The organism is Inquilinus limosus (assembly GCF_051487185.1).
Lineage (GTDB): Bacteria > Pseudomonadota > Alphaproteobacteria > DSM-16000 > Inquilinaceae > Inquilinus > Inquilinus limosus_F.
The window spans coordinates 82,338-107,816 of sequence record NZ_JAHVDK010000027.1; the positions used below are offsets into that span (position 1 = coordinate 82,338).

The following is a 25,479-nucleotide window of genomic DNA, read 5'->3' on the forward strand; positions in this document are numbered from 1 at the left end:
CGATGCCGCGCCCGCTCTACAGCGAATCCGAACGACTGCGAAACATCCATCGCGTCCTCGTCATGTTCTACCAGGAGCAGCGCTCCCAGGCCGAGATCGCGGCGGAGATCGGGATCTCGCCGGCCACCGTCAACCGCATGATCCGCGAGGGGCATGAGCGGGGGCTGGTCGAGATCCGCATCCGCTCGCCCTTCGATGTGGAGGAGGGGCTGTCGGCGGCGCTGAAGCGCCTGGGCGGCCTCGACTCGGCCGTCGCTATCCCCTCGGTCTCGACCGACCCGGCCATCGTGCTGAAATCGGTGGCCGAGGCGGCGGCGACCACGCTGCTGGAAGGCCTGGCCGACGGCATGACCATCGCCGTCTCCGGCGGCGTCGCCCTCTGCGCCACGATCGAGGCGCTGGCGCCGCCGCGGCGCTACGACGTCCGCGTGGTGCCGGCGACCGGCGGCGTCCAGGGCAAGTTCCGCACCGACGTGAACCATGTCGCCGTCGCCCTGGCCGAGAAGCTGGGCGGCACGGCCTATCAGCTGCACGCCCCGATCTTCGCGGCGAACGAGGCGGAACGGGCGGCCCTGCTGTCGGTCTCGACGATCCGCACCGTGCTCGACATGGCCCGGTCGGCGGATGTCGCCCTGTTCGGCATCGGCTCGGTGCGTGACGAGCATGCGACCTATCTGACCCTGACGGATACGGCCGATCGCGGCGCGATCGAGAGCGCCGGGGCCGAGGCGGAGCTGCTGGCCCATCTGCTCGACCATGACGGCCGGCCCTGCGACCACCCGTCGAACCGCCGGCTGGTGGCGCTGACGCTGGACGAGCTGGCGGGGATCCCGCGGCGGATCGCGGTTGCCTCGGGCGAACGCAAGGTCGCACCGATCGCCGCGGTGCTGCGCGGCGGCGCGCTGGGCCATTTGATCACCGATGACCGGACGGCCCGCGCGGTCGTCGAACGACTGGAGGGCAAGGATGCAGCTGCGGCGTGAAATCGGCGCGAGCGGGATCACCGCGAGCGCGGTGGGGCTCGGCACCTGGGCGATGGGCGGCTGGATGTGGGGCGGCGGGAATGACGACGCCTCGATCGCGGCGATCCGGGCCGCGCTGGATTCCGGCGTCACCCTGATCGACACCGCGCCGGCCTATGGTCTCGGCCGGGCGGAGGAGCTGGTCGGCCGGGCGGTCGAGGGCCGCCGGGACGAGGTGGTGCTGGTCACCAAATGCGGCCTGGTCTGGGACACCGACAAGGGCCGCCCCTTCGTCGCCCAGGACGACAAGACCATCCATCGCTATCTCGGCGCGGAATCGGTGCGGCAGGAGCTGGAGGCCAGCCTGCGCCGCCTGCGCACCGACCATGTCGACGTGCTGATCACCCATTGGCAGGACCCGACGACCCCGATCGCCGAAACCATGGAGGCACTGCTGGCGCTCAAGACCGAGGGCAAGACCCGGGCGATCGGCATCAGCAACGCCAGCGTCGAGGACCTCGCCGCCTACCGGGCGGCCGGGCAAGTCGACTGCGTGCAGGAAGCATACAACATGCTCGACCGCGGGCTGGAGCAGACGCTGATCCCGCCCTGCCGGCAGGCCGGCATCGCCGTGATCAGCTATTCCAGCCTGGCGCTCGGCCTCCTCACCGGCCGGATCGGGCCGGACCGGGTCTTCGAAGGCGACGACCTGCGCCGCACCAATCCGCGCTTCTCGGTCGAGAACCGTCGCCGGGTGGCGGCCTTCGCCGCCGACATCGCCGGTATCGCCCGCGACCATGGCGTGGAGATCGCCGATGTGGTGATCGCCTGGACCCTGGCGCAGCCCGGCATCACCTTCGCCCTCTGCGGCGCGCGCAACGCGGAGCAGGCACGGCAGAACGCGCGGGCCGGCGAGCTGCGCCTGACAGGGCAGGAGCTAGCCGCGATCGACCGCGCCATCGCCGCCCATCTCGGCCCGGTCGCTGCGGCTGCCTGAATCATGGCACGCAATGGCTCGGCCGTTCCCGAGCGGGCCGAGGTTCTGGTGATCGGCGGCGGGATCAACGGTGTCAGCACCTTCCGCGAGCTGGCGCTGCAGGGCGTCGACGTGGTGCTGGTCGAGCGCGACGATTTCTGCTCCGGCGCCAGCGCCGCCCTGTCCCGCATGGTGCATGGCGGCCTGCGCTATCTAGAGAACGGCGAGTTCCGGCTGGTCCGGCAGTCGCTGCAGGAGCGCGACCGGCTGCTGCGCAACGCGCCGCACTACGTCTTCCCGCTGCCGACCCTGGTGCCGGTGACGGCACGGGTCCGCGGCACGCTGGCGACGATCGGCGCCTTCCTCGGCATCTGCGACCGGCCGCAGGCCCGGCCCGCGCTGATGATCCGCACTGGCCTCGCGCTCTACGACCTCCTGTCCTGGCGCAGCCGGACCATGCCGCGGCACCGCGGCGTCGGCCGCGCCAAGCTGCGCCGGCTGGCGAAGGGGATCACCGAGCGGGCGGTGGCCGGGGTGCTGTACTACGACGCCCGCGTCACCCATCCTGAGCGGCTGGGCATCGAGCTGCTGCTGGACACCGAGGCCGAGACCGGCGCTCGGGCCTTCTCCTACACCGAGATCACGGGCCGCGACGGCGACGGCCTGGCCTGGCGGGACCGGATGACCGGCGCCAGCGGGACGATCGCGCCGCGCGTGGTTGTCAACGCCACCGGCGCCTGGGTCGACCTCGTTGGTGGCACGATCGGCCCGGCCACCAACCGGCGCCGCGTCCAGGGCACCAAGGGGTCGCATCTGATGATCCGGAACCCGCGGCTGCAGGAAGCGCTGGACGGCCGGATGATCTATTTCGAGAACGACGACGGCCGCATCTGCATTGCCTTTAACCATGCCGGCGCCGCCCTGGTCGGGTCAACCGACATCCGGATCGACGACCCCGACGACGCGGTGTGCCTGGACGACGAGAAGCGCTACATGCTGGCCGCGCTGGCCGGGATCTTCCCGGACCTCGACATCCGCGACGACGAGATCGTCCATGTGTTCACCGGCGTCCGGCCGCTGCCGGTCAGCGACGACGAGGCGACCGGGCGGATCAGCCGCGACCACTCGGTCGAGGTCGACCCGCCGGGCGCGCTGCCCTTCGCCGTCCTGACCCTGATCGGCGGCAAATGGACCACCTTCCGCGCTTTCGGCGAGGAGGTCGCCGACGTGACCCTGGCCCAGCTCGGGCGGGCGCGCAAGGTCGACACCCGCGACCTGCCGATCGGCGGCGGGCGGGGCTTCCCGCGCGACCCCGACACCTTGGCCCGCTGGCAGCGGGACCAGGCGCAGGCGACGGGGCTGCCGCTGGCGCGCTTCCAGGCGCTGAGCGATCGCTATGGCAGCCGCGCCGTCGCCATCGCCCGCTTCCTCGGCGAGGGGCCGGACGCGCCGCTCGCCGCCGCGCCCGACTATTCGCGGCGCGAGCTGCAATACCTGATCGAGACCGAACGGGTGCGCGACATCGGCGACCTGCTGCTGCGCCGCACCCTGCTGGGGATGGAAGGGCGGATCACCGCCGCCCTGGTCGCGGAGGCCGGTGGCCTGATCGCGTCCGTCCTGGGCTGGACCGAGGCCGAGGCCGCGGCCGCCGCCGCGCGCTTCGAGGACATCATGGCCCGCCGCCACCGCGTGCAGGCCGTTCACTGACGGGGATTGCAATGTATGTCACAAAGAAGGTCCGCCTGAACCGGCTGATGCGGAACGGCCGCTGCCTCGACGTCGCGATCGACCACGGCGTCTGCAACGAGCCGTCCTTCATGGCCGGGCTGGAGGACATGGCCGGCGTGGTCCGGATGCTGGCCGAAGCCGGGCCGGACGCGATCCAGATGAATTACGGCCAGGCCGACCTGCTGCAGTCGATGCCGGGGCAGAACCGCCCGGCGCTGGTGATGCGCGTCGACATGGGTAACCCCTACAACCGCCAGCGCCATCGCGAGATGTGGGCGGTGCTGCAGAACGAGGCCGACCCGATCCTGCCGGCCCTGCGCATGGACGCGGCCTGCGTGGTGGTGAACCTGTTCATGCTGCCCGACGAGCCGGGCCTGTTCCGCCAATGCGTGCAGAACATCAGCCGGCTCGGCAACGACTGCGAGAAATACGGCATGCCGCTGATGATCGAGCCGCTGGTGATGCAGCCGAACGAGCGCGGCGGCTATCTCGTCGACGGCGACACCGAGAAGGTCGTGACCCTGGTCCGCCTGGCGCGCGAGCTCGGCGCCGATATCGTCAAGGCCGACCCGACCGACGACCCGGCGGATTTCCGCCACGTCGTCCAGGCCGCGCGCTGCCCGGTGCTGGTCCGGGGCGGCGGCAAGGCGGATCTCCGCCGCGTGTTCGACACCTCGGCGGCGCTGATGGCCCAGGGCGCGCACGGCATGGTCTATGGCCGCAACATCTACCAGCACGACAATCCGGCGGCGGTGGTGGCGGCGCTGATGGCGATGATCCATGACGGCGCGGATGCCGACGCCGCCTGGGCCATCTACCGCAACGGCGGCGGCCGATGACCGCCTGGCTCGGCATTGACGCCGGCAACACCGGGGTCAAGGCGCTGCTGTTCGACGATGCGGGGCGGGAGCTGGCCTGCGCCCATCGCGACACCGGCGGCCACAGCCCGGCGCCCGGCATGGTCGAGCGCGACCTCGGCCGCCTGCGGACCGATCTCGAGGATCTGATCCGCGAGCTGCTGGACAAGAGCGGACTGCAGGGCCGGGATATTGCCGGCATCGGCACCTCGGGCCACGGCAACGGCCTCTACCTTCTCGACGCCGAGGGGCAGGCTCTGGCGGCGATCCAGTCGCTCGACTCCCGCACCGCTGGGCTGGTCGAGGAGTGGCAGGCCGGCGGGGTGGCGGAAGCGGCGGCGGCGATCTGCCTGCAGCGGCCCTGGCCGTCGCAGACGCCGGCGCTGCTGGCGTGGATGGCGCGCCATCGGCCGCAGATCCTGTCGCGCGCCGCCCATGTGCTGATGTGCAAGGACGTGGTGGTCCATGCCTTGACCGGACGGGTGGCGACCGACGTCACCGATATGGGCGGGGCCGGGCTGCTGCGGCTGCCCGAGAACCGCTATGACGGCGGCCTGCTCGAGATTTACGGGCAGGGTGACGTCGCGGCGAAGCTGCCGCCGCTGCACTGGCCGACCGAGCCGGTCGGCACGGTGACGGCGGAGGTCGCGGCCCGCACCGGCCTCGCCGCGGGCACGCCGGTGGTCGCGGGGTTCTTCGACGTGGTGGCCAGCGCCGTCGGTGCCGGCGTCACCCGCCCGGGCCAGGCCTCGATCATCCTCGGCACCTGGAGCATCAACCAAGTGGTGGTCGACGCGCCGCTGGACGGGGTGTTCATGTCGACCGGCATGGCGCCCGGCCGCTTCCTGTCGATGGAGAACTCCGCCACCTCCGCGACCAATCTCGAATGGCTCGCGCATCACGTCCTGGCGCATGACGACAGGCGCACCGGCAGCGTCTTCGCGCTGGCCGATGCGCTCGCGGCGGCCGCGCCGCCCAAGGCGGACGGGCCGATGTACCACCCCTATCTCTACGGCGCGGCGGGCGACCCCTCGGCGCGGGCCGGCTTCTTCGGTCTGGCCGGCTGGCATGAGGGCGGCGACCTGGTGCGGGCGGTGTTCGAGGGCGTGGCCTTCGCCCATCTCGCCCATGTCGAGAAGCTGCTCGCCGCCGGGGCGCGGCTGCGGGGGATCACCGTTTCCGGCGGCGGCGCCCGCAGCCCGGTCTGGCCGCAGATGATCGCCGATGTGCTCGGCGTCCCGGTCCGGGTCGCCGCGCAGGCGGAGACCGGGGCCCTCGGCGCTGCCATGGCCGCCGCCGTCGGCGCCGGCCGCTTCGCCGGCCTGGACGAGGCCGCGGCCGCGATGGTCGCGCCGCCGCGGGAGGTCGTGCCCGATCCCTGCCTGGCCGGCTTCTATCGCCGCCGCTTCGCCCTGTGGCAGGCGGTCGGCCGCAGCCTCGCGCCGCACTGGGCGGCCCTGCGGGAGATCGGTCATGCGTGAGGCGGAGACATGATCGCACCGGAAGAGATCCGCACGGCGCGGCGGATGCTGAACTGGACCCAGGCTGAGCTGGCGCGCCGGGCCCGGCTCTCCGTCACCGGCCTGCACAACATCGAGGCCGGCGTCGCCAACCCGCGGGCCTCGACCCTGGCCCGGATCAGCAGCGCGCTGGAGAACGGCCGGGGGCCGGAGTCCGGCCGGGACGGAGAGGCCGGCGACGACGCCGAGATGCTGCTGCGCTCCCTGCGCTCGGACGTCGCCCTGCTCTACACCGTGCTCAACGCCCGGCTCGACCAGATCGAGCGGCGTCTCCGTGGCGCCCGGCCGGACGTCCACGACGCCTGACCGGCTGCCCAGATCCATCACCATTCGCCGACCAGGAGGACCCATGTCCGCGATCGCCTTGCCGCGCCTGATGCGGATCGGCGCCGGAGCCCTCGATGAGCTTCCGCTGGCCCTGGCCCAGCTCGGGCTGAAACGGCCGGCGGTGGTCACGGACCGCTTCCTGGCCGGGAACGGCGCCCTCGACCGTCTCCGTACCGTGCTGGCAGCCGCCGGCGTCCCGGTGCGGGCCTTCTGCGACACCGTCCCCGACCCGACTTCGGAGGTCGTCGACGCGGCCGCGGCCTTCATCCGCGAGGGCGACCACGACTGCGTCATCGGCTTCGGCGGCGGCAGCCCGATCGACACCGCCAAGGCGGCCGCGGTGCTCAGCGTTCGGGGCGGCACGATGCGGGCGCTGAAGGCCCCGCACCAGGAGGACGCGCCGGGCCTGCCGATCGTCGCCATCCCGACCACGGCCGGCACCGGCTCCGAGGCCACGCGCTTCACCATCGTCACCGACGAGGAGACCGAGGAGAAGATGCTCTGCGCAGGCCTCGCCTACCTGCCCAGCATCGCCGTCGTCGATTACGAGCTGACCCTCAGCAAGCCGCGCCGCCTCACCGCCGATACCGGCATCGACGCCCTGACCCATGCGATCGAGGCCTATGTCTCGCGCCGGGCCTCGCCCTTCACGGACGGGATGGCGCTGGCCGCCATGCGATCGATCTGGACGCATCTGCGCACCGCCTGCGACGACCCCGGCAACCGCGCGTCGCGCGAAGGCATGATGCTGGGATCGCTGCAGGCCGGCATCGCCTTCTCCAATGCCTCGGTCGCGCTGGTGCACGGGATGAGCCGGCCGATCGGGGCGCATTTCCATGTCGCGCACGGCCTGTCCAACGCCATGCTGCTGCCGGTGGTGACCGAATGGTCGGCGCCGGCGGCGATGCCGCGCTACGCCGCCTGCGCCGTGGCGATGGGCCTGGCGCAGGCGGGAGAGGAGGACGAGGCGGCGGTCGGCCGCCTGGTCGAGGCCCTGCACCGGATCAATGCCGAGCTCGACGTGCCGACGCCGCGGGCCTACGGCCTCAACGCCGGGACATGGGACCGGCTGCTGCCGCTGATGGCCGAACAGGCCCTGGCCTCGGGCTCGCCCGCCAACAACCCGCGGATCCCCGACGCCGCTGCGATCCAGGGGCTGTACCGGCGAGCCTGGGGCTGAGCCTGGCGCGAGAGGTCGGGCGGATTGTCCAGAATGTCGGACATCGGGCTGCGTCGCTGCGTTGACGCCGGCCTGACGCGAACCTCATCCTTCCGGGAAAACACATCCAGGGCGCGGGTGGCGGCCACGGGCCCGGAGCTGGGAGGAACGCGTGCAAATCGGCTTCAACCTCCTGGTGATCGGAGGGGCTGTCACGCCCGCCGACCGCCCGGTGCTCGAGTCCCTGAAACGCCACGGCTATGACGGCGTCGAGGTGCCGGTCATGGGCGGCACCGAGGCCGACTGCGCCGCCCTGGGCCGCGTGCTCGACGATCTCGGCCTGGCCCGCACCTACACCACGATCATCCCGGACCCCGACCACAGCCCGCTGAGCTCGGACCCCGCGATCCGCCGCCGCGCTCGCGACCGGCTGGCCTGGGCGATCGACTGCGGCCACGCCCTGGGCGCCACGGTGATGGGCGGACCCTACCACTCGCCGCTCGGCGTGTTCTCCGGCTCGGGGCCGACCGAGGACGAGCTGGCCAACCTGGCCGAGGCGCTGCATTGGGCCGCCGCCCGGGCGCAGGACGCCGGGATCCATCTGTCGATCGAGGCGGTCAACCGCTTCGAATGCTACGCGCTGAACACGATGGAGCAGGCGGAGCGGCTGCGCATCCGGGTCGGCCACCCGAATTTCGGCTTCATGTACGACACCTTCCACGCCAACATCGAGGAGCGTGACCCGGTCGGCGTCATTGCCGCCCATGCCGACGGCATCACCCATGTCCATCTTTCGGAGAACGACCGCGGCATTCCGGGGCGGGGTCATGTCCCGTTCCGGGCGGTGCTGCGGACCCTCTACGCCTCCGGCTACGAAGGCTGGCTGACGGTCGAGACCTTCGGCCGCGCGCTGCCGGACCTCGCCGCCGCCACGAGGGTCTGGCGCGACCTGTTCCCGGACCTCGACACGCTCTTCGCCGAATCCATCGCCCTGATCCGGCGGGAATGGGAGGCGGCGGCATGACCGACGCCGGCGCCGCCCCGCGCTTCGAGATGCGCGGCATCCGCAAGGCCTTCCCGGGCGTGGTCGCGCTCGACGCCGTGTCCTTCGCCTGCCGGGCCGGCGAGATCCATGCGCTGTGCGGCGAGAACGGCGCCGGCAAATCGACCCTGATGAAGGTGCTGGGCGGCGTCTACGCCCCCGATGCCGGCGAGATCCTGATCGACGGCGCGCCGGTGCGCTTTTCCCACCCCGCCGCCGCCCGCGCCGCCGGCATCAGCATCATCCATCAGGAGCTGAGCCTGCTGCCCGACCGCACGGTGGCGGAGAACATCCATCTCGGCATCGAGCCGGTGCGGCGCTTCCGGCTGGACCGCACGGCGATGCGCGCCGGCGCCCGATCGCTGCTGTCGCGCCTGGCCTCCGACATCGACCCGGACACCCCGGCGCGCGACCTGACGATCGCCGAGCAGCAGACGGTGGAGATCGCCAAGGCACTGGCGATCGACGCCCGCATCCTGGTGATGGACGAGCCGACCGCGGCACTGGACGACGTCGAGGCGGCGCGGCTGCTGCAGCTGGTGCGCGGACTGAAAGCCGCCGGCGTCGCCGTGGTCTACATCTCGCACCGCATGCCGGAGGTGTTCGCCATCGCCGACACCGTCACCGTGCTGAAGGATGGGCGGCACGTCGCCACCCGACCGCGGTCGGAGACCGGAGCGGACGAGGTGGTCCGGCTGATGGTCGGCCGGCCGCTCAGCGACTATTTCCCGCCGAGACTGGCGGGCCCGCCCGGCGATCCCGTGCTGCGGATCGAGGGCGGCGGCAACGCAGCACTGGCCGACATCGACCTGGTCGTGCGTCGCGGCGAAATCGTCGCGATCGCCGGGTTGGAAGGCTCCGGCAAGACAGCCCTGGCCCGCGCCGTGGTTGGGGCCGATCCCTTCCTCCGCGGAAGGATGTGGATCGGGGCGCGGGAGGCGAGGCCGGGTTCGGCGCGGGCGGGGGTCACGCGCGGACTCGGCCTCGTGCCGGAGGACCGCAAGCGCGACGGGCTGGCGCTGATGCAGTCGGTGCGCGACAACGGCCTGCTCGCTCGCCGCGGTCTCGCCTCGCTGCTGGCGCGGCCGAAGGGCAGGGCGGTGGGGGCGGAGACGATCGACGGCATCCTCGCGGCGGTCGATGTCCGCGCCGTGAGCTGGGAGCAGGAGACGCGGCTCCTCTCCGGCGGCAACCAGCAGAAGGCGATCCTGGCGCGCTGGCTGGCCTGCGACCCGGAACTGCTGGTCTTCGCCGAGCCGACCCGCGGCGTCGACGTCGCCGCCAAGGCCGCGATCTACCGGCTGATGCGCGACTTCACCGGTCGTGGCAAGGGCATCCTGGTCGCGACCTCGGACCTGCCGGAGGCGCTGGGCCTGGCCGACCGCATCCTGGTGATGCGGGCCGGCCGCATCGTCGGCGAACGGCCGGGCGGCGCGACCGAGGAGGAGGTCATGGCGCTGGCCACCGGCCACCGGTTCGACGCCGTGGCCCGGATGGGGGCGGCATGAGCGCGATCGCCACCGCCGGGCGGCCGCGCCGCCGCGCCGATCTGCCGGTGCCGCCGATCCTGATCGCGGCCTCGGCCATCGGCTTCGCGGCCACCGCGCTCGCCACCGGCCAGTCGGCGCAGCTTTCGGCCGGCGGCGTGATCGCGGTGCTGGAGCGGGTGGTGGCGCTCGGCCTGGTGGCGCTGGGCCAGACCTTCGTCATCCTCGCCCGCTCGATCGACCTGTCGGTCGCCAATCTGGTCAGCGTCGGCGCGGTGATGGCGTCCTGGCTGATGCAGGGCGACCCGGCGATGATGCTGCCGGCCGTGGCGGCGGTGCTCGCCGTCTCGGCCGTGGTCGGGGCGGTGAACGGGCTGCTGGTCACGCGGCTCGAGATCAACCCGTTGATCGCCACGCTCGGCGTCGGGCTGGTGCTGCAGGGGCTGCTCAGCGCCTCGTTCCAGAACTTCGCCGGGGCGGTGCCGGAGAGCTTCCAGGTGCTCGCCTACGGCCAGGTCGGGCCGGTGCCCTATCCGGTGATCGGTCTGTTCGTGCTCACCGGCTGCGCCGCCTTCGTGCTGCGCTCCACCCGCTTCGGCGCCCATCTCTACGCCACCGGCGGCAACCCGGACGGCGCCCGGCTGGCCGGGATCCACACCCATCGGGTGACGCTGGCGGCGCATGTGATCTGCAGCCTCGCCGCCGGGCTGACCGGCCTCTACCTCGCCAGCCGCCTGCGCTCCGGCGCCCCTTGGGTCGGGCGCGACGGCATCTACGACCTCGAATCCATCGCCGTGGTGGTGATCGGCGGCACGGTGCTGGCCGGCGGCCGCGGCGGCGTCTGGGGCACGCTGGCCGGCGTCATCCTGTTCGGCACGCTCGACGCGATCTTCACCATGATCGGCATCGACGCTTTCGTGAAGCAGGTGCTGCGCGGCGGCATCGTCGTCGCCGCGGTCGCGGTCTATGCCTTCCGCACCCGGGGGCATGTGGCATGATCGAGACCACCGAGCCGCGCCCGATCGACCAGCCCCGCGGCGCCCCGTCGCCGCTGCGCCGCCTGGCCGCCATCCGCCCCGCCTATTGGGTGCTGATCGTGCTGCTGGTCGCGATAGCTGTGACCAGCCCGGCCTTCCTGGAGCCGCAGGGCTATATGAACTTCCTGCGCCGGGCGGCGCCGCTGGTGATCCTGGCCGCCGGGCAGCTCTTCGTCATCATCGCCGGCGGCTTCGACCTCTCGGTCGGGTCGCTGATCACCCTGGTGGTGATGGCCTCGGCGCTGCTGATCCAGGGCGACCCGGCGCAGACCTGGTGGGTGATCGCCCTCGTCTACGGCATCGGCCTCGTCGTCGGCCTGTTCAATGGGCTCGTCGTCTCCTGGCTCAAGGTGCCGTCGATCATCACCACTCTCGGCATGCTGCTGTCGCTGAAGGGCATTGCCCTCGCCTGGTCCGGCGGGTCGCCGCAAGGCTACCTGCCCGACAATTTCCGCGATTTCGGTCGGCTGACCTGGCGCGGCCTGCCGGTCATCGACCTGCTGCCGCTGGCGGTCGTGGTCATGGTGGTCGCGGTTGCCCTCCTGTGGTGGCTGATGCATGGCACCGTGCTGGGTCGCCTGCTGCACGCTATCGGCGACAATCCGCGGGCGGCGGAGCTGGCGGGGGCGCGGGTGCGGCTGGTGCGAACCATCGCCTTCGTCGTCTCCGCCCTCTCGGCCGTCACCGCCGGCATCCTGCTGGGCGGCTTCGCCGGGGTCTCGACCAATGTCGGCGACGGCTACGAGCTGCAGGCGATCGCCGCGATCGTGATCGGCGGCGCCCAGCTGCTCGGCGGCCGCGGCACCGTGCCGGGCGCCGTCGCCGGGGCGCTCAGCCTCGCCGCCCTGTTTACCCTGCTCAACCTGATCGGCCTGCCCAAGCCGCTGCGCGACGCGGCCCAGGGCCTGATCCTGATCGCCGCCGTCGGCTGGAGCGTCTGGCGTCGGCGCAGGGGAGGGGCCTAGCACCATCGACCATTCCAAGAACCAGAACGATAGGGGAGGAACGCCATGAAAATCGGGATGATGATCGGCGCTGCCACCTTGCTGGCCCTGGCGGCCGGCGCGGCACAGGCGCAGAGCTTCGACGACCCGAAGGAGTTCGAGGCCCAGCGGGCGCAGATGTCGGCCAAGGCGGAAGGCCCGGCCGACAAGCCGTGGGAGCAGTACTACGGCACCCAGATGGTCGACACGTCCAAATACAAGAAGCAGGGCCCGTACAAGCTGTGCTTCTCCAACGCTGGGGTCGGCAATCCGTGGCGCGTGGTCGGCTGGACGACGATGCAGGCCGAGGTCGACCTGCACAAGGATGAGATCGCCTCCTTCACCGTGGCCGACGCCGAGGGCAAGGACGACAAGCAGATCTCCGACATCAAGGCGATGCTGGCCAGCGGCAACTGCGACGCGCTGATCGTCTCACCCAACACCACCGCGGCGCTGACCCCGGCGGTGGAGGAGGCCTGCAAGCAGGTGCCGGTCATCGTCTTCGACCGCGGCGTGCTGACCAATTGCCCGGTGACCGTGATCAAGCCGATCGGCGGCTATGCCTTCGGCATCGCCGCGGCCGAATACATCGCCGCCAATGTGCCGAAGGGCGCCAAGGTGCTGGCGCTGCGCATCCTGCCCGGCGTCGACGTGCTGGAGAACCGCTGGGCCGCGGCCAAGCGGATCTTCGACGAGAAGGGCATCGAGGTGGTCGGCGCCGAGTTCACCGACGGCGACCGGGCCAAGACCAAGTCGATCGTCGAGGACTACCTGACCCGCGTTGGCAAGCTCGACGCCGTGTGGATGGACGCCGGCGCCACCAGCGTCGCCGCGATCGAGGCGTTCGAGGACCAGGGCATGGACGTGCCGATCGTCACCGGCGAGGACCAGCAGGACTTCCTGCAGAAGTGGAAGCAGTCGGGGATGAAGGCGCTGGCGCCGACCTATCCGACCTATCAGTGGCGCACCCCGGTGATCGCGGCGCTGCGCATCCTGAAGGGCGAGAAGGTGCCGGGCCCGGCCTGGTCGCTGCCGCAGCCGACGATCACGGCCGAAAACCTGGACAAGTACGTCAACGAGAAGATGCCGCCGCTGCACTACGCCATGTGCGGCTGCGAAGGGATGCCGGACTACCCGCAGCGGTGGATCGGCAAGTAGCACCACGCATGGGGCGGGCCCGGCGCTCGCCCCCGCTGAAAGCGGAGGATCCCCATGGGCGACTATCACATCACCGGCGCGATGATCTGGGACGGCAGCGGCCGCGATCCGTATCCCGGCCAGGTCGTGGTCCGCGGCGATCGCATCCAGGCGGTGGCCCCGGCGGCGGAGCGGCTGGACGCCGGCGGCTGCGAGGCGGTCGACGGCGGCGGCGCCACGCTGCTGCCCGGGCTGGTCGAGGGCCACGCCCATCTGTCCTTCTGTGGCGCGGCGCGGAACACCGATCTCGGCGACATCCCGACCGAGGAGCATGTGCTGGAGACGATGTGGAACGCCGAGACGCTGCTGGACCACGGCTTCACCAGCGCCTATTCGGCCGCCAGCGCCAAGACCCGGCTCGACGTCGTGATCCGCGACAAGGTCAATCAGGGCCGGCTGAAGGGCCCCCGGATCAAGGCGGCGAGCCCGGAGATCACGGTCACGGGCGGCCTCGGCGACGAGACCCGGCTGCACCTGGCCCGCGCCAGCTTCGGTATGGTCTGCGACGGGCCGGAGGAGGTGCGCCGCGCCGTCCGCATCTGCATCCGCGAGGATGTCGACAACATCAAGATCAACATCTCCGGCGACGACTTCGTCGACCCGGCCAAGGGCGGCATGACGGTGATGTCCCAGGCCGAGGTCTCGGCCGCGGTCGAGACCGCGCATGATTTCGGCCGCCGGGTGAACTGCCACGCCCGCGCCAGCGAGGCGGTGAAGCGCGCCATCCGCGCCGGGGTCGACGTGATCTACCATTGCGAGCATGCCGACGCCGAGGCGCTGGACATGCTGGAGGCGGCGAAGGACCGGATCTTCGTCGGCCCCGCCATTGGCCTGATCTACAACACCATCCACGAGGCCGGGCCCTGGGGCATCGACGAGGCCAAGGCGCGCAAACTCGGCATGCATCTGTGCATGGAGGCCAGCCAGCGTACCTATGCCGAGATGCGCCGCCGTGGCATCCGCGTCGTGATCGGCGGCGATTACGGCTTTGCCTGGACGCCGCAAGGCACCAACGCCCGCGATGTCGAGCACTTCGTCAAGCTGTTCGGCTACACCCCGTCCGAGGCGCTGCAATGCGCCACAAGGATCGGCGGCGAGCTGATGGGGATGGGCGACCGGCTGGGCCAGGTGCGCGAGGGCTTCCTGGCCGACCTGATCCTGGTCGATGGCGACCCGCTGCAGGATGTCAGCCTGATCCACAACCACGCCGCGATCCGCATGGTGATGAAGGACGGCGCCATGCACCGCCTGCCGCCGCCCCGGGCGATGCGGGCTGCGGCCGCCGCCGAGTGACGCTGCCCTCCGCCCACCGGCAGTCGGGCATCGACATCCTGCTCGGGGTCGTCGACCGCCTGACCGAGACCCCGGGCGGGGTGTCCGTCGCCGCCCTGGCCGGCGGCCTTGCCGTGCCGCGCTCCAGCCTCTACGCCGTGCTGCGGCCGATGCTGGCTTCGGGTTGGCTGGAGGCGCCGCGGCGCGGCATCGTCCGGCTCGGCGCCGCCTGGTTCGACCTGGCGGTGGCGCTGGAGGCCGAGGCGGCGCAGCCGGCCGCGCCGGCCCGGCCGCGGCTGCAGGGCATGACCGGCCCGGCCCGGTCGTTCCTGTGGAACCCGGGCTTCACCGAGCTGGTCGACGCCGCCCCCTTCGCCCGGCCGCCGCCCTATGTCTTCGGCTTCTCCAACGGCTCCCGCGCCAATCTCTGGCGCCAGGGGCTGATCCATGGCGTGCAGTTCGCCGCGGCCGAGCATGCCGACCGCATCGCCACGCTGCGCATCGCCCATGCCGATGACGACGCGGCGGCGCAGGCGCGCGACATCGATGCCTTCCTGGCCATGGGCGTCGACGCGCTGATCGTCAGCCCGCTGGAGACCGAGGCGCTGCTGCCGGCCCTGGCCCGCGCCCGCGCCGCTGGGCTGCCCGTGGTGATGGTCGACCGCCTGCTGGGCGACGCGTCGCATTCGCTGGTCCAGGTCGCGGGGCCGGACACCGCCATCGGCCGGCTGCCGGCGCAATGGCTGGTGGAGACTCTGGGCGGCCGCGGCGGCGTGGTGATGATGGTGGGCGACCCGGAGATCGGGCCGCTGCTGCGCCGGGCACGGGCGGCGCGCGAGGTGTTCGCCCTGGCGCCCGGCATCCGCATCCTCGAGACGGTTCACTCCGAGATGACGGTCGCGGCCGGCCGCCGCGCCATGGCCGGGCTGATCGAGCGCTGGGGCGACGCCATCGGCGGCGTCTGGTGCGACAGCGGCCTGCACGGCGCCGGGTCGATCCAGGCCTGGGTCGATGCCGGCTATGACGGCCGCGTGCCGCCGCACACCGGCGGCGACCAGAACGCGGTCTATCAGCTCGCCATCCTGCACGGCGTGCCGCTGGCGGCGATGGACTTCCCGCCGGCGATGGGCATCCGCGCGGTCGAGGTCGGGCTCGACATCCTGGCCGGCCGCACCCTGCCGCGGCGGCTCGAGGTGCACACGCCGCTGGTGATCAGCCGCGGCTGGGAGACCGCCTCGGTCCGCGCCGACGTCTTCGTCGAGGACCATGTGCGCTGGGACCGGCCGCCCAGCCTGATCCTGGGCCACGGCATGGGCGACGACTACGACCCCACCACCTTCGCGGTGGGGAAGGGGGCGGCGGCCGATGGCGGCGCCCGCTCGATCCTGCGCACACTCGACATCCTGGTCTGGCTCAAGGCCCATGGCGGCGAGGCCGGCATCGCCGACCTGCTGGAGGCGGTGGCGATGCCGCGCTCCTCGCTGCACGACCTGCTGGGGCCGCTGGTCGGGCACGGGCTGCTGCAGCGCGGCGGCCGCGGCCGGATCCGCGCCGGGCCGCGGGCACGGGCCGCCGGCTTCGCCGCGACCGGCATCGCCGACCTCGCCGCCACGATCGAGCCCGTTCTCGAAGGATTGGCGCAATCGCTCGGCGGCGCCGCGGCCCTGGCCGTGCTGCATGGCGAGCGCTGCACCATCGCCCTCAGCCGTGCCGCGGCCGGGGTGGCGCCGATCGCGGTCGGCAGCCGCACGCCGGTGAACTGGACCCTGGCCGGGCGCCTGCTGGTCGCCGAGCTGCCGGAGCGTCGTCTGCGCTGGCTGCTGGCCGCCCATGCCCGGCCCCGGCGCGACGGCTGCAGGCCGCTGACCCTGCCCCAGCTGGTGGCGGCGATCCGCGCCGAGGGCGGGCAGGGCGTCGTCGCGCTGCCCGGCGAGCCCGGACCGGATCTCGGCGAGGCGGCGCGGCCGATCCGCGGCGCCGACGGCCAGGTCCGTGCCGTGCTCCTGCTGCGCGTGCCGGCCGGCGACCTGCCGGCGGCCCGGGCGGCGCTGGAGAACTTGGATCTCCCGGAGGCGCCCTTCGTCATCCCGACCCGATCCCCTCTCGTCCACCAGATCGCCGCACCATGAACGAGACCATCGACCCCTTCATGATCCGCGCCCATGTGCCGGAGTTCGAAGCCCATCTCGCCGCCTATCGCCGGGCCAGCGAGCGCACCCGCCAGACCCTGCGCGGCGTGCGTGACCTCGCCTACGGCGACCATCCGGACGAGAAGCTGGACCTGTACCTGCCGCCGGGCGGGGAGGAGCCGTTCCCGGTCCATGTCTTCGTCCATGGCGGCTACTGGCGCGCCTTCTCGAAGCTCGACTACGCCTTCGTCGCCGATGCCGTCACCGCGCAGGGCGCGATCGCCGCGGTCATCGACTATTCGCTGATGCCGAAGGCGCGCATGGCGACGCTGGTCGGCCAGGTGCGGCGGGCGGTGGCCTGGTTGGCCGCCCGTGCCGGACGCTGGGGCGGCGACCCGACGGCGATCAGCGCCAGCGGCGCCTCCGCCGGCGCCCACCTCGCCAGCTTCCTGGCCTGCCGGGGGGCGGGAGAGGCGGCGGCGCCGGCCGCGCCGGTGCGGTCGCTGCTGCTGGTCAGCGGCATCTACGACCTCGACCCGATCACACGCAGCTTCCTGCAGCCGGAGATCGGGCTGACGGCGGAGGAGGTGGCGGCCTGGTCGCCCCTGACGGCGACGCCAGTGCCGGGGCCGGAGGTCGATGTCGTGGTCGGCGCCGAGGAGACGCCGCCCTTCCTGGTCCAGGGCCGGGCCTTCGCCGATCGCTTGCGGGGCGCCGGCGTGACGACAAGCTTCGCGACGCTGCCGGGCGAAGATCACATGAGCATCGCCATGGCACTGGGGACCCCGGGGACCGCGCTGGCCGACCGCCTCGGACGGACCATCGCCGCATCCCGGCCAGGTTCGCAGCCGTAGGCCCGACGGCTCTGAGGATTGACCTATTCGTCATCGCGAGGAGCGAAGCGACGTGGCGATCCAGCGGCACTGCCCCCTGGATTGCCACGCCCTTCGGGGCGCAATGACGAGAAAAGTTACGGTCTCGTCCCGGATCCCGGCGAACGCTCAGCCCCCGCCCTGGGTCCGGGACCCGAGCCCGTACTGCTCGTCGGTCACATGCTCCAGCCAGTCGACGCTCCGGCCGTCGAGCGCTTCGGCGACGGCGACATGGGTCATCGCCGAGATCGCGGTGGCGCCGTGCCAGTGCTTCTCCCCGGGCGGGATCCAGACCACGTCGCCGGGGCGGATCTCCTCGACCGGCCCGCCATCGCGCTGCACCCAGCCCTGGCCGGAAGTGACGATCAGCGTCTGCCCCAGCGGGTGGGTGTGCCAGGCGGTGCGGGCGCCGGGCTCAAAGCTGACGATGGCGCCGCCGACGCGCGCGGGATCGCTGCGCTGGAAGCGCGAGGCGATCCGGACGGTGCCGGTGAAATACTCCGCCGGGCCGGGCTGGGCGGGCGTCGAACCGTGGCGAACGATGTCCAATGTCGTGCTCCCTTGCGTCTCGGGGCTTGAGGTCTCGCCTGGCGGCAGCCCACGCGCCTCGAACACCGATTTGGCGACCGGGAGCGCGGACATCGCCCTGGGCCAGCCGGCATAGAAGGCGAGATGGGTGATGACCTCAGACAACTGCGCCCGGGTCAAGCTGTTGTCGATCCCCCGGTTCAGATGGCCCGTCAGCTGGGCTGTCTGGCCTGTCGCGATCAGGGCCGCGACCGTCACCAGGCTGCGCTCGCGCGGTGACAGGTCGGGCCTGGCCCAGACATCCGCGAAGAGCACCTCGTCGGTGTAGTCCGCGAGGGCCGGCGCGGTCGCCCTGACATCGGCCGGGGCCACGCGCGGGGCGGCCGATTTCGGCTGCTCCGCCTGGGCGGACGCGGCCAGCGAGACCATCGCGAGCATGGCGGCAAACAGCTTCATCGATCACTCTCCGTCATCACAGGAAGTCCGGAGATGGGTCGGTGGAGGCCCTGCGATTAGACGCTTGAAGCCGCATGGCGCTATCGGCCGGGCTCATGAATGCGGGCAGACCCTTAGCCCCGATACCGCAGTGCATCGATCAGCAGGAACAGGGCCGGTGAGCATTGCCGGCGGCTCGGGTAGTACAGGTGGTAGCCGGGGAAGGGCGGGCACCAGTCGGCCAGCACGCGGACCAGCGGCCCCGCCGCGATGTGGTCCCGCACCTGATCCTCCGGCATGTACGCCAGGCCGAGCCCGTTCAGCGCCGCCTCCAGCCGCAGCGCGAGGGTGTTGAACACCAGCTGCCCTTCGACCCGCACCTTCAGCTCGCGCCCGTCGCGCTCGAACTCCCAGGCGTACAGCCCGCCATAGGTGGGCAGGCGCAGGTTGATGCAGTTGTGGGCGGTCAGGTCCTGCGGCGTCCGCGGCGGCGGCCGTCTGGCGAAATAGGCCGGCGTCCCGACGACCGCCATGCTCATGTCCGGGCCGATGCGCACCGCGATCATCGAACTGACGGCGGAGGAGCTCCGCGACATCCGCGACGCCGTTTCCCAGATCCCGGTGCAGGGGGCGCGGTATCCGGAGCAGCTGCAGCGGCTGGTCAACCGCTGAGGCTCACTGCTCCCGGAAGCGGGCGGCGAGGGCCGCCGCGCCCGGCAAGGAAAGGCTCGCCATGTCCCGGGCGGTCAGTTCGGGGAACGCCGCCGTGGCGAGCCGGGTCAGGACGTCGCCCGGCGGCATCTCCAGGAAGGCCGTGGCGCCGAGCTCGACCAGCAGGGCGACGCCGTCGGACCAGCGGACGGAGTGGGCCAGGTTGGTCGCCAGCTCCTCCCGCACCGCGGCGGCGTCGCGCAGCACCCGGGCGCGCCGGTTGCCGACAAGGGCGATGCGCGGCGCCGTGATCGGCACCGCTTCGGCCGCCTTCACAAGCGCCGCTGCGGCCCCGTCCATCAGCGGACAATGCGACGGCACGGCCACCGCCAGCCACTCGGCTCGTCGCGAGCCGGCCTGCCGCGCCGCCTCAATCGCCCGGTCCAGCGCGGTATCGGCGCCGCTCAGCACGAACTCCGCCGGGCCGTTGAGATTGGCGAGGTAGAGCGGCGTGGCCTCGCTGTGCACCGCGCCGGCGATCGCCTCGACCCGGCGCTGCGGCAGCCCGGTCACCGCCGCCATGCCGTAGCCTTCCGGGCAGGCCTGCTCCATCAGCCGGGCCCGGCGGTCGACCAGCCGCAGCGCGTCGGCGAAACCGATCGCCCCGGCCGTGACCGCGGCGGCGAAGGACCCGATCGACAGCCCCGCGACCATGGCCGGGGCGACGCCCTCCACAGCCAGGGCCCGGGCGGCGGCAACGCCGGCGACGAGCAGGCCGAGCTGCACAGCCACCGTCGATTGCAGCGCCGTTTCCCCGTCGAGATCCAGGATCTCCCGCCCGAGCACGGCCCGCGCTTCGTCTAGCGTCGCCGCGACCGCCGGATGATCCGGCAGACGGTGCAGGAAGCCGGGGCTCTGCGCCCCTTGGCCGGGGAACAGGAAGGCGAGGCTCATGCCGCTTGCTCGGCCCAGGGATCGCGGACCAGCCGCGGCCCGACGGGCGTCTTGACCACGGCGGGACCGCCCGCGGCGATCTCGGCCAGGCTGCAGGCGCCAAGCGGCGTCTCCAGCGCCACATCGACGCGGACCGGCAGCTCCGCCAAGCCGGCCAGAAGGCGTCCGGCCTCGCCGCGGCCGATCCGGCCCGGCGCGCGCAGGACGATGTCGAGGTCGCTGTCCGAGTTTGCCGTGAGGCGTCCGGTGGCGAGCTCGAATCCGACGCTGCCCGCCAGGCCCCAGGCCGATCCGGCGAGCAGGTCGGCGACGATATCGAGCGCAGCCAGGGCAGGGATCTCGGTCCGGCGTGGATGCGCCTGCCAGCCGCGAGCGGCGGCCAGAGCCTCCGGCGTGCGTTGCTCGACGACCGCGGCCGGCGGCAACCAGGCAGCCCGGCGTTCGCTCCGATGACGCCCGCGGATGCCGACCGGCAGCAAGCGGTCGTGAGCCACCGTCCGGCGCACCACCACCCAGGGCACCGCCACCAGCGATTCCGCCGCCCAGCCGGGTAGGTTTCTGGTCAGGTCCGCGACGGCCGCAGGGGCGATCCTCAGCAGGTCGTGCGGTTGAAACGGCACTGCAAGCGGGATCCTTTCAGGGCTTTCAACACCGTCATTGCGAGCGTAGCGAAGCAATCCAGAGGCACCGCGCACCGGCTCCTGGATTGCTTCGTCGGCTTCGCCTCCTCGCAATGACGGCGGAAGCGGGAGAGGCGACGCGCTCACGCGACCGTCGCTCATCTCACGCCGCATCCCATTGCTCTGCGATCCGCCGACGCACCTCGATCGAGGCGGCGCGGGTCCGCTGCGCCTCGGGAGAGGCCAAGCGGCAGGACAGGTCGCGGCGGCCGGAGGCGCGAATGTCGGCCACCGCCTGAACCAGCTCATCCCGCACCCGCTCGACATCCGCGGCGCCCGGCGCCTCGGCCGAAACACCCTCGATCAGCCGGTGCAGCAGGCCGAGCCCGGCATAGGCGCGGATGCCGTAGGCCATCGGCGGCACCTGCTCGCCCAGCCGGTCGATCTCGGCGACGGTGCGGCGGGTGACGCGCGCCGCCGCCTGGCGGCCCATCGCGTGGACCAGCACGCCGTCATCGGCCAGCGCCAGGATCCGGTTGGCCTGGTAGCCATGCGCCAGGAAGGCGCCGGACATCGCCTTGCCGACCAGCAGCGCCACCACCGGATGGCCGGCCAGCCGGGCGCTGCCATAGGCGTCGGCCGCCGCGGCGCAGGCCAGGTGGATGCCCAGCATCTCCTCCTGCCTTCCATAGGCCTGGCTGGTCACGTCGACCACCGCGACGATCGGGCGGCGCGCCCCGTCGCGGTCGGCCTCGATCACCTGCCGCACCGCCGCGGCCAGGCCCCAGCCCTCGTCCAGCCCGACCTCGCCATGCCGCGCCCGCGGGAAGCGGTTGGCCGGGTCCGGCACCACGGCGATGAAGCGCGCCGTCTCGCCGCCCAGCGGCGCGTCGGCGGCCAGCACGGTCGGAACGCCGTCGACGGCGCTTCCCGGCCCCGCCAGGGCCGAGAGCCAGATCCGGCCCCGGGGTGCGATCTCGCTCATGACGCGCTCTCCTCGCCCCACAATTCCCTCAGCCGCTCCGGCGTCGGCGGCGCGGCCGGGTCGATCGCCGCCAGCCGCGCCCGGTACAGCTCGACCGCCTCGCTCCGGTGCCGCCGCGGCACTCCGGCGGCGAAGGCGGCGCGCACCGCCGCGGCGATCGCTTCGGCATCGTCCGCGACCAGCGCATCGGCGAAGCCGGTGGCCCGGCGCTGCTCGCCGCCGATCAGGCTCCAGATCAGCCGGCGGTCGGAGGCGTCCAGTTCCTCTATCCCGGCCTCCTGCTCGATCACCTCCGGCCCGTTCATGCCCAGCCGCGCCTGCCGGGTGACGATCAGCGTGCTGCACAGCGCCGCGGCCAGCGACATGCCGCCGAAGCAGCCGACCATGCCGGCGATCACCCCGACCACCGGCACGCGTTGCCGCAGCGCCAGGATGGCGGCCTGGATCTCGGCGATGACGGCGAGGCCCAGATTGGCCTCCTGCAGCCGCACGCCGCCGGTCTCGAACAGGATCACCGGCCGGGTCGGGATGCCGCGCTCATGGTCGGCCAGCGCCCGCTCCAGCGCGCCGGCGATCTTGGCGCCGGCGACCTCGCCCATGCTGCCGCCCTGAAAGGCGCTCTCGATCGCGGCCACCACCGCCGGCTGGCCGTCGATGGTGCCGCGGGCCAGCACCACCCCGTCGTCGGACTGGGTGGGGATGCCCTGCAGCGGCAGCCAGGGCGAGGTCAGCCGGTCGAAGGGGCCGAGGATCTCGCGGAAGCTGCCCTCGTCCAACAGGACGCGGGCACGGTCGCGGGCGGTCAGCTCGATGAAGCTCGTCCGTGGGGTGATGGCGTTCATGACCGTGTGGCCTCCACCGCCTGCTCCAGGCGCAGCGCCACCATGCCGGGCGTGGCCCCGAAATCGTTGATCTCCACCGATGCGGCGACGCCGTGGCGGGCGATGAACCGGTCCAGCACCGCCTTCCACACCGCGCCATAGCCGTCGACGCTGGTGGTGACGCGGATATGGGCCTGCCCGTCCGGCGAGGGTTCGATCAGCACCTCGAGATTGCCGGACCCGACGACGCCGACATGGGCGCGCTTCGGCACGGTCTCGGTCGCGGGGTAGTCGAAGCTCAGGCGTTCCATCGGGCGAAGCTCCGGTCGATGCGGTCGAGGAACAGGGTGGCGGCCAGCAGGTCCGCCGATCCGCCGGGCGACACCCAGCGGGCCAGGAGATCGGCGTCGAGCGCCTGAAGCGCCGCCCGGCCGGCCGGGGTGGCGGTGCCGCCGCCGGCCAGCACGGCGCGGGCGCCGGCCTGCGCCGCCTCCAGGGCCGGGCGGCCGCCGCGATGCAGCAGGCAGGTATCGTCGAGCGACGCCATGATCGCCATCAGCGCATCCAGCCGGGCTTCCTCCTCGGCCGCGCCGGCGGCGCGGCTGGCGCGCAAGGCGGGGAGGGCGATGGCGATAGCATGCGGGAAACCGGCCCGGGCCTCGCCGCGGGCGCCGGCAGCGCCATGCGCCTGCCGCACCCGCTCGCCGTTGCTCGGGTGCTGTGGCGCGAGACGATCCGGCCATTGTGCGATCGCGGCGGCCACGGCGGCGATGCGGCGGGGACCGGTCGGGCCGGCGATCACCGTCCCGGCCAGCAGCAACCCCAGCGCCCAGATCGCGCCGCGATGCGCATTGCTGCCGCCGGTCGCCGCCAGCATCCGGGCCTCGCCGGCCCGTCCGATCGCGGCCAGCTCCTCGCGCAGCGCCAGGTCCGGCACGCGGCCCTTGGCGGCCTCGGCCATGGCGCGGAAGGCCGGGCGCAGGGCCCGGGCGCTGCGGCGAAGCGTCTCCAGGTCCAGGTCGCGATGCGCCCCGGGGCCGCGCCGGTCGACGAGGCCCGGCTTCGGGGTCAGCTCCGCCTCCTCGACCAGCGCCCAGACGGCGAGGTCGGCGAGTGCCTCAGGATCGGCCGGGACGGCGGGTTCGACAGCGAGGGGAAGGGTGACGCCCATCGCCCGTCACCAGCCGCGGAAGCGGGCCGGCGGCCGGTACAGCCCGCCGGACCAGTCCACCAGGTCGTCGATCGACCGCGCCGCCAGCAGCGAGCGCTGCGCCTGCAGCCGGCTAACACCGAGATCCTCGGGATAGGCGACGATGCCGCGGGCCCTGAGATCGGCAGTCCGCTTCGCCTCCGCCCGCCGGCCGATCTCGGTGGCGCCGGCCACCGCCGCGATGGCGGCGCGCCGCTCCTCGCCGCCCTCGGCCTTGTAGAGATAGGCGATACCCTCCTCGGTCACGACATGGGAGACGTCGTCGCCATAGATCATCACCGGCGCCGTCGGCATGCCGCTCTTGCGGCCGACCTCGACCGCGTCGAGCGTCTCGACGAAGGCCGGAACGCCGCCCGACTTGAAGGTCTCGACCGTTTGCACCACCAGCTTGCGGCCGCGTGCGACCGGCGCCCGCGAGGTCATCAGGCTGAGCCAGGCGTCGCTGGCGTGGCGGCGGCCACGCGGGTCATGGCCCATGTTCGGCGCGCCGCCGAAGCCGGCCAGCCGGCCCAGCGTGACGGTGGAGGAGTTGCCGTCGGCATCCATCTGCAGGGTGGAGCCGATGAACAGGTCGACGCCGTACTGCCCGGCCAGCTGACAGAAGACGCGGTTCGACCGCAGGCTGCCGTCGCGGCCGACGAAGAAGATGTCCGGCCGGGCGCGGATATACTCCTCCATCCCGACCTCGCTGCCGAAGCAGTGGATGCTCTCGACCCAGCCGCTCTCGATCGCCGGGATCAGCGTCGGATGCGGGTTCAGCGTCCAGTTGCGGCAGATCTTCCCCTTCAGCCCCAGCTGCTCGCCATAGGTCGGCAGCAGCAGCTCCACCGCCGCGGTGTCGAAGCCGATGCCGTGGTTCAGCGCGGTGACGCCGTGCCGCTCATAGATCCCGCGGATGATCATCATCCCCATCAGGATCTGCAGCTCGCCGACATGGCGCGGATCGCGGGTGAACAGCGGCTCCACCGCGAAGGGGCGGTCGGCCTCGACCACGAAATCGACCCAGGAGGCGGGAATGTCGACCCGCGGCAGCTCGTCCACGATCTCGTTGACCTGGGCCACCACCACGCCGTGGCGGAAGGCCGTGGCCTCGACGATCGTCGGCGTGTCCTCGGTGTTCGCGCCGGTGTAGAGGTTGCCGTGCCGGTCCGCCTGCTCGGCGCAGACCAGCGCCACCTGCGGCGTCAGGTCGACGAACATCCGGGCATAGAGCTCGACATAGGTGTAGATCGCGCCGATCTCGAGCCTGCCGTCCTCCAGCAGCTGCGCCACGCGCAGGCTCTGCGGCCCGGCGAAGGAGAAGTCGACCTTGCGGGCGATGCCGCGCTCGAACAGGTCGAGATGCTCGCGCCGGCTCAGCGTCGAGATCAGCAGATGCAGGTCGTGGACCTTGCCGGGATCCAGCCCGGCCAGGGTACGGGACAGGAAATCCGCCTGCTTCTGGTTGTCGCCCTCCAACGCTACGCGGTCGCCCGGCTCGATCAGCGCCGCCAGCGCGTCGCCGATCCGCTCCGGCTTCAGCACCGGGCCGTCGGCAAAGGAAGCGGCCCGCTCCAGGCGCCTCCGCTTGCGGGCGGGCAGCGTCGACCAGGGCTGATCCATGGTGTGTCTCCGCAGCGTGTCGGATCGACAGGCCGGCGTATACGAACGCCGTTCGTGTCACCGAATATGAATACAGAGATTGCGCTTGGCAAGACATTGGGATACATTATCGTCGTTAAAACCAA

25 protein-coding genes are annotated in these 25,479 nt (G+C 72.3%); 16 read left to right on the forward strand and 9 right to left on the reverse strand.

The window, feature by feature from the left end; all coding sequences use genetic code 11:
* Positions 1-2 precede the first annotated feature (2 nt).
* The 15 genes from KXR53_RS26755 (at position 3) to KXR53_RS26825 (ending at position 17,530) form a co-directional block, all read left to right on the forward strand.
* Complete coding sequence (locus KXR53_RS26755) at positions 3-983, forward strand: sugar-binding transcriptional regulator (RefSeq protein ID WP_437378355.1); 981 nt, start codon at positions 3-5, stop codon at positions 981-983.
* Positions 967-1,959: an aldo/keto reductase gene (locus tag KXR53_RS26760; protein ID WP_437378356.1), complete on the forward strand. Its 993-nt coding sequence runs from the start codon at positions 967-969 to the stop codon at positions 1,957-1,959. The genes KXR53_RS26755 and KXR53_RS26760 overlap by 17 nt, the downstream gene beginning before the upstream one ends.
* 3 nt (positions 1,960-1,962) lie before the next feature.
* A complete protein-coding gene (locus KXR53_RS26765; RefSeq protein WP_437378357.1) occupies positions 1,963-3,645 on the forward strand; it encodes an FAD-dependent oxidoreductase in 1,683 nt (560 codons plus the stop codon).
* A gap of 11 nt (positions 3,646-3,656) precedes the next feature.
* The gene (locus KXR53_RS26770) at positions 3,657-4,505 is read left to right on the forward strand and encodes a class I fructose-bisphosphate aldolase (RefSeq protein ID WP_437378358.1); all 849 of its coding nucleotides are present in this window, start codon (positions 3,657-3,659) and stop codon (positions 4,503-4,505) included.
* Positions 4,502-6,004, forward strand: coding sequence for an FGGY-family carbohydrate kinase (locus tag KXR53_RS26775; RefSeq protein WP_437378359.1), 1,503 nt, complete (start codon positions 4,502-4,504; stop codon positions 6,002-6,004). The genes KXR53_RS26770 and KXR53_RS26775 overlap by 4 nt, the downstream gene beginning before the upstream one ends.
* Before the next feature lie 9 nt (positions 6,005-6,013).
* Positions 6,014-6,349 carry a helix-turn-helix domain-containing protein gene (locus KXR53_RS26780; RefSeq protein ID WP_437378360.1) on the forward strand — a complete coding sequence of 112 codons (336 nt, stop codon included), beginning with the start codon at positions 6,014-6,016 and terminating at the stop codon, positions 6,347-6,349.
* A 43-nt stretch (positions 6,350-6,392) separates the two neighbouring features.
* The gene (locus KXR53_RS26785; RefSeq protein WP_437378361.1) at positions 6,393-7,550 is read left to right on the forward strand and encodes an iron-containing alcohol dehydrogenase; all 1,158 of its coding nucleotides are present in this window, start codon (positions 6,393-6,395) and stop codon (positions 7,548-7,550) included.
* A gap of 151 nt (positions 7,551-7,701) precedes the next feature.
* Positions 7,702-8,553 carry a sugar phosphate isomerase/epimerase family protein gene (locus KXR53_RS26790; RefSeq protein ID WP_437378362.1) on the forward strand — a complete coding sequence of 284 codons (852 nt, stop codon included), beginning with the start codon at positions 7,702-7,704 and terminating at the stop codon, positions 8,551-8,553.
* A complete protein-coding gene (locus tag KXR53_RS26795) occupies positions 8,550-10,079 on the forward strand; it encodes a sugar ABC transporter ATP-binding protein (protein ID WP_437378363.1) in 1,530 nt (509 codons plus the stop codon). Before KXR53_RS26790 ends, KXR53_RS26795 begins: the two co-directional genes overlap by 4 nt.
* Positions 10,076-11,056, forward strand: a complete 981-nt coding sequence (locus KXR53_RS26800; protein WP_437378364.1) for an ABC transporter permease — start codon at positions 10,076-10,078, stop codon at positions 11,054-11,056. The genes KXR53_RS26795 and KXR53_RS26800 overlap by 4 nt, the downstream gene beginning before the upstream one ends.
* Entirely contained in the window at positions 11,053-12,060 is a 1,008-nt protein-coding gene (locus tag KXR53_RS26805; protein ID WP_437378365.1) for an ABC transporter permease, read from the forward strand. The genes KXR53_RS26800 and KXR53_RS26805 overlap by 4 nt, the downstream gene beginning before the upstream one ends.
* 45 nt (positions 12,061-12,105) lie before the next feature.
* Positions 12,106-13,236, forward strand: a complete 1,131-nt coding sequence (locus KXR53_RS26810) for an ABC transporter substrate-binding protein (protein WP_437378366.1) — start codon at positions 12,106-12,108, stop codon at positions 13,234-13,236.
* Positions 13,237-13,290: 54 nt separating this feature from the next.
* Positions 13,291-14,568, forward strand: coding sequence for an amidohydrolase family protein (locus KXR53_RS26815; protein ID WP_437378367.1), 1,278 nt, complete (start codon positions 13,291-13,293; stop codon positions 14,566-14,568).
* Positions 14,565-16,676, forward strand: a complete 2,112-nt coding sequence (locus tag KXR53_RS26820; RefSeq protein ID WP_437378368.1) for a substrate-binding domain-containing protein — start codon at positions 14,565-14,567, stop codon at positions 16,674-16,676. The genes KXR53_RS26815 and KXR53_RS26820 overlap by 4 nt, the downstream gene beginning before the upstream one ends.
* Complete coding sequence (locus KXR53_RS26825; RefSeq protein WP_437378369.1) at positions 16,673-17,530, forward strand: alpha/beta hydrolase; 858 nt, start codon at positions 16,673-16,675, stop codon at positions 17,528-17,530. Before KXR53_RS26820 ends, KXR53_RS26825 begins: the two co-directional genes overlap by 4 nt.
* A 147-nt stretch (positions 17,531-17,677) precedes the next feature.
* Here KXR53_RS26825 and KXR53_RS26830 read toward each other — a convergent pair whose 3' ends face one another.
* Positions 17,678-18,532 carry a (R)-mandelonitrile lyase gene (locus KXR53_RS26830; protein WP_437378370.1) on the reverse strand — a complete coding sequence of 285 codons (855 nt, stop codon included), beginning with the start codon at positions 18,530-18,532 and terminating at the stop codon, positions 17,678-17,680.
* 113 nt (positions 18,533-18,645) lie between these two features.
* On the reverse strand, positions 18,646-19,044 hold the full coding sequence (locus KXR53_RS26835) for a LysR substrate-binding domain-containing protein (protein WP_437378371.1): 399 nt from the start codon (positions 19,042-19,044) through the stop codon (positions 18,646-18,648).
* Here KXR53_RS26835 and KXR53_RS26840 point away from each other — a divergent pair.
* Positions 19,043-19,183 carry a hypothetical protein gene (locus KXR53_RS26840; protein WP_437378372.1) on the forward strand — a complete coding sequence of 47 codons (141 nt, stop codon included), beginning with the start codon at positions 19,043-19,045 and terminating at the stop codon, positions 19,181-19,183. The genes KXR53_RS26835 and KXR53_RS26840 overlap by 2 nt on opposite strands.
* Before the next feature lie 3 nt (positions 19,184-19,186).
* Here the strand turns inward: KXR53_RS26840 and mdcH are convergent, their stop codons facing one another.
* The 7 genes from mdcH to mdcA are packed head-to-tail and all read right to left on the reverse strand — an operon-like array spanning position 19,187 to position 25,354.
* Positions 19,187-20,116, reverse strand: coding sequence for a malonate decarboxylase subunit epsilon (mdcH, locus tag KXR53_RS26845; RefSeq protein WP_437378373.1), 930 nt, complete (start codon positions 20,114-20,116; stop codon positions 19,187-19,189).
* Positions 20,113-20,898 (reverse strand): malonate decarboxylase holo-ACP synthase, encoded by a 786-nt coding sequence (locus tag KXR53_RS26850; protein ID WP_437378374.1) that lies wholly within the window; start codon positions 20,896-20,898, stop codon positions 20,113-20,115. Before KXR53_RS26850 ends, mdcH begins: the two co-directional genes overlap by 4 nt.
* Position 20,899: 1 nt before the next feature.
* A complete protein-coding gene (gene mdcE, locus KXR53_RS26855) occupies positions 20,900-21,721 on the reverse strand; it encodes a biotin-independent malonate decarboxylase subunit gamma (RefSeq protein ID WP_437378375.1) in 822 nt (273 codons plus the stop codon).
* Positions 21,718-22,563: a biotin-independent malonate decarboxylase subunit beta gene (locus KXR53_RS26860; protein WP_437378376.1), complete on the reverse strand. Its 846-nt coding sequence runs from the start codon at positions 22,561-22,563 to the stop codon at positions 21,718-21,720. The genes mdcE and KXR53_RS26860 overlap by 4 nt, the downstream gene beginning before the upstream one ends.
* Positions 22,560-22,853: a malonate decarboxylase subunit delta gene (locus KXR53_RS26865; protein ID WP_437365075.1), complete on the reverse strand. Its 294-nt coding sequence runs from the start codon at positions 22,851-22,853 to the stop codon at positions 22,560-22,562. Before KXR53_RS26865 ends, KXR53_RS26860 begins: the two co-directional genes overlap by 4 nt.
* The gene (locus tag KXR53_RS26870) at positions 22,841-23,713 is read right to left on the reverse strand and encodes a triphosphoribosyl-dephospho-CoA synthase (protein ID WP_437378377.1); all 873 of its coding nucleotides are present in this window, start codon (positions 23,711-23,713) and stop codon (positions 22,841-22,843) included. Before KXR53_RS26870 ends, KXR53_RS26865 begins: the two co-directional genes overlap by 13 nt.
* A gap of 6 nt (positions 23,714-23,719) precedes the next feature.
* On the reverse strand, positions 23,720-25,354 hold the full coding sequence (mdcA, locus tag KXR53_RS26875; RefSeq protein ID WP_437378378.1) for a malonate decarboxylase subunit alpha: 1,635 nt from the start codon (positions 25,352-25,354) through the stop codon (positions 23,720-23,722).
* Positions 25,355-25,479: the final 125 nt, after the last annotated feature.

Bases quoted from the DNA above. Each gene is read 5' to 3' on its own strand.
- KXR53_RS26755 (WP_437378355.1), top strand. From the start codon at position 3: ATGCCGCGCCCGCTCTACAGCGAATCCGAACGACTGCGAAACATCCAT.
- KXR53_RS26760 (WP_437378356.1), top strand. From the start codon at position 967: ATGCAGCTGCGGCGTGAAATCGGCGCGAGCGGGATCACCGCGAGCGCG.
- KXR53_RS26765 (WP_437378357.1), top strand. From the start codon at position 1,963: ATGGCACGCAATGGCTCGGCCGTTCCCGAGCGGGCCGAGGTTCTGGTG.
- KXR53_RS26770 (WP_437378358.1), top strand. From the start codon at position 3,657: ATGTATGTCACAAAGAAGGTCCGCCTGAACCGGCTGATGCGGAACGGC.
- KXR53_RS26775 (WP_437378359.1), top strand. From the start codon at position 4,502: ATGACCGCCTGGCTCGGCATTGACGCCGGCAACACCGGGGTCAAGGCG.
- KXR53_RS26780 (WP_437378360.1), top strand. From the start codon at position 6,014: ATGATCGCACCGGAAGAGATCCGCACGGCGCGGCGGATGCTGAACTGG.
- KXR53_RS26785 (WP_437378361.1), top strand. From the start codon at position 6,393: ATGTCCGCGATCGCCTTGCCGCGCCTGATGCGGATCGGCGCCGGAGCC.
- KXR53_RS26795 (WP_437378363.1), top strand. From the start codon at position 8,550: ATGACCGACGCCGGCGCCGCCCCGCGCTTCGAGATGCGCGGCATCCGC.
- KXR53_RS26800 (WP_437378364.1), top strand. From the start codon at position 10,076: ATGAGCGCGATCGCCACCGCCGGGCGGCCGCGCCGCCGCGCCGATCTG.
- KXR53_RS26805 (WP_437378365.1), top strand. From the start codon at position 11,053: ATGATCGAGACCACCGAGCCGCGCCCGATCGACCAGCCCCGCGGCGCC.
- KXR53_RS26810 (WP_437378366.1), top strand. From the start codon at position 12,106: ATGAAAATCGGGATGATGATCGGCGCTGCCACCTTGCTGGCCCTGGCG.
- KXR53_RS26815 (WP_437378367.1), top strand. From the start codon at position 13,291: ATGGGCGACTATCACATCACCGGCGCGATGATCTGGGACGGCAGCGGC.
- KXR53_RS26825 (WP_437378369.1), top strand. From the start codon at position 16,673: ATGAACGAGACCATCGACCCCTTCATGATCCGCGCCCATGTGCCGGAG.
- KXR53_RS26830 (WP_437378370.1), bottom strand. From the start codon at position 18,532: ATGAAGCTGTTTGCCGCCATGCTCGCGATGGTCTCGCTGGCCGCGTCC.
- KXR53_RS26840 (WP_437378372.1), top strand. From the start codon at position 19,043: ATGCTCATGTCCGGGCCGATGCGCACCGCGATCATCGAACTGACGGCG.
- KXR53_RS26835 (WP_437378371.1), bottom strand. From the start codon at position 19,044: ATGGCGGTCGTCGGGACGCCGGCCTATTTCGCCAGACGGCCGCCGCCG.
- mdcH (WP_437378373.1), bottom strand. From the start codon at position 20,116: ATGAGCCTCGCCTTCCTGTTCCCCGGCCAAGGGGCGCAGAGCCCCGGC.
- KXR53_RS26850 (WP_437378374.1), bottom strand. From the start codon at position 20,898: ATGAGCGACGGTCGCGTGAGCGCGTCGCCTCTCCCGCTTCCGCCGTCA.
- mdcE (WP_437378375.1), bottom strand. From the start codon at position 21,721: ATGAGCGAGATCGCACCCCGGGGCCGGATCTGGCTCTCGGCCCTGGCG.
- KXR53_RS26860 (WP_437378376.1), bottom strand. From the start codon at position 22,563: ATGAACGCCATCACCCCACGGACGAGCTTCATCGAGCTGACCGCCCGC.
- KXR53_RS26865 (WP_437365075.1), bottom strand. From the start codon at position 22,853: ATGGAACGCCTGAGCTTCGACTACCCCGCGACCGAGACCGTGCCGAAG.
- KXR53_RS26870 (WP_437378377.1), bottom strand. From the start codon at position 23,713: ATGGGCGTCACCCTTCCCCTCGCTGTCGAACCCGCCGTCCCGGCCGAT.
- mdcA (WP_437378378.1), bottom strand. From the start codon at position 25,354: ATGGATCAGCCCTGGTCGACGCTGCCCGCCCGCAAGCGGAGGCGCCTG.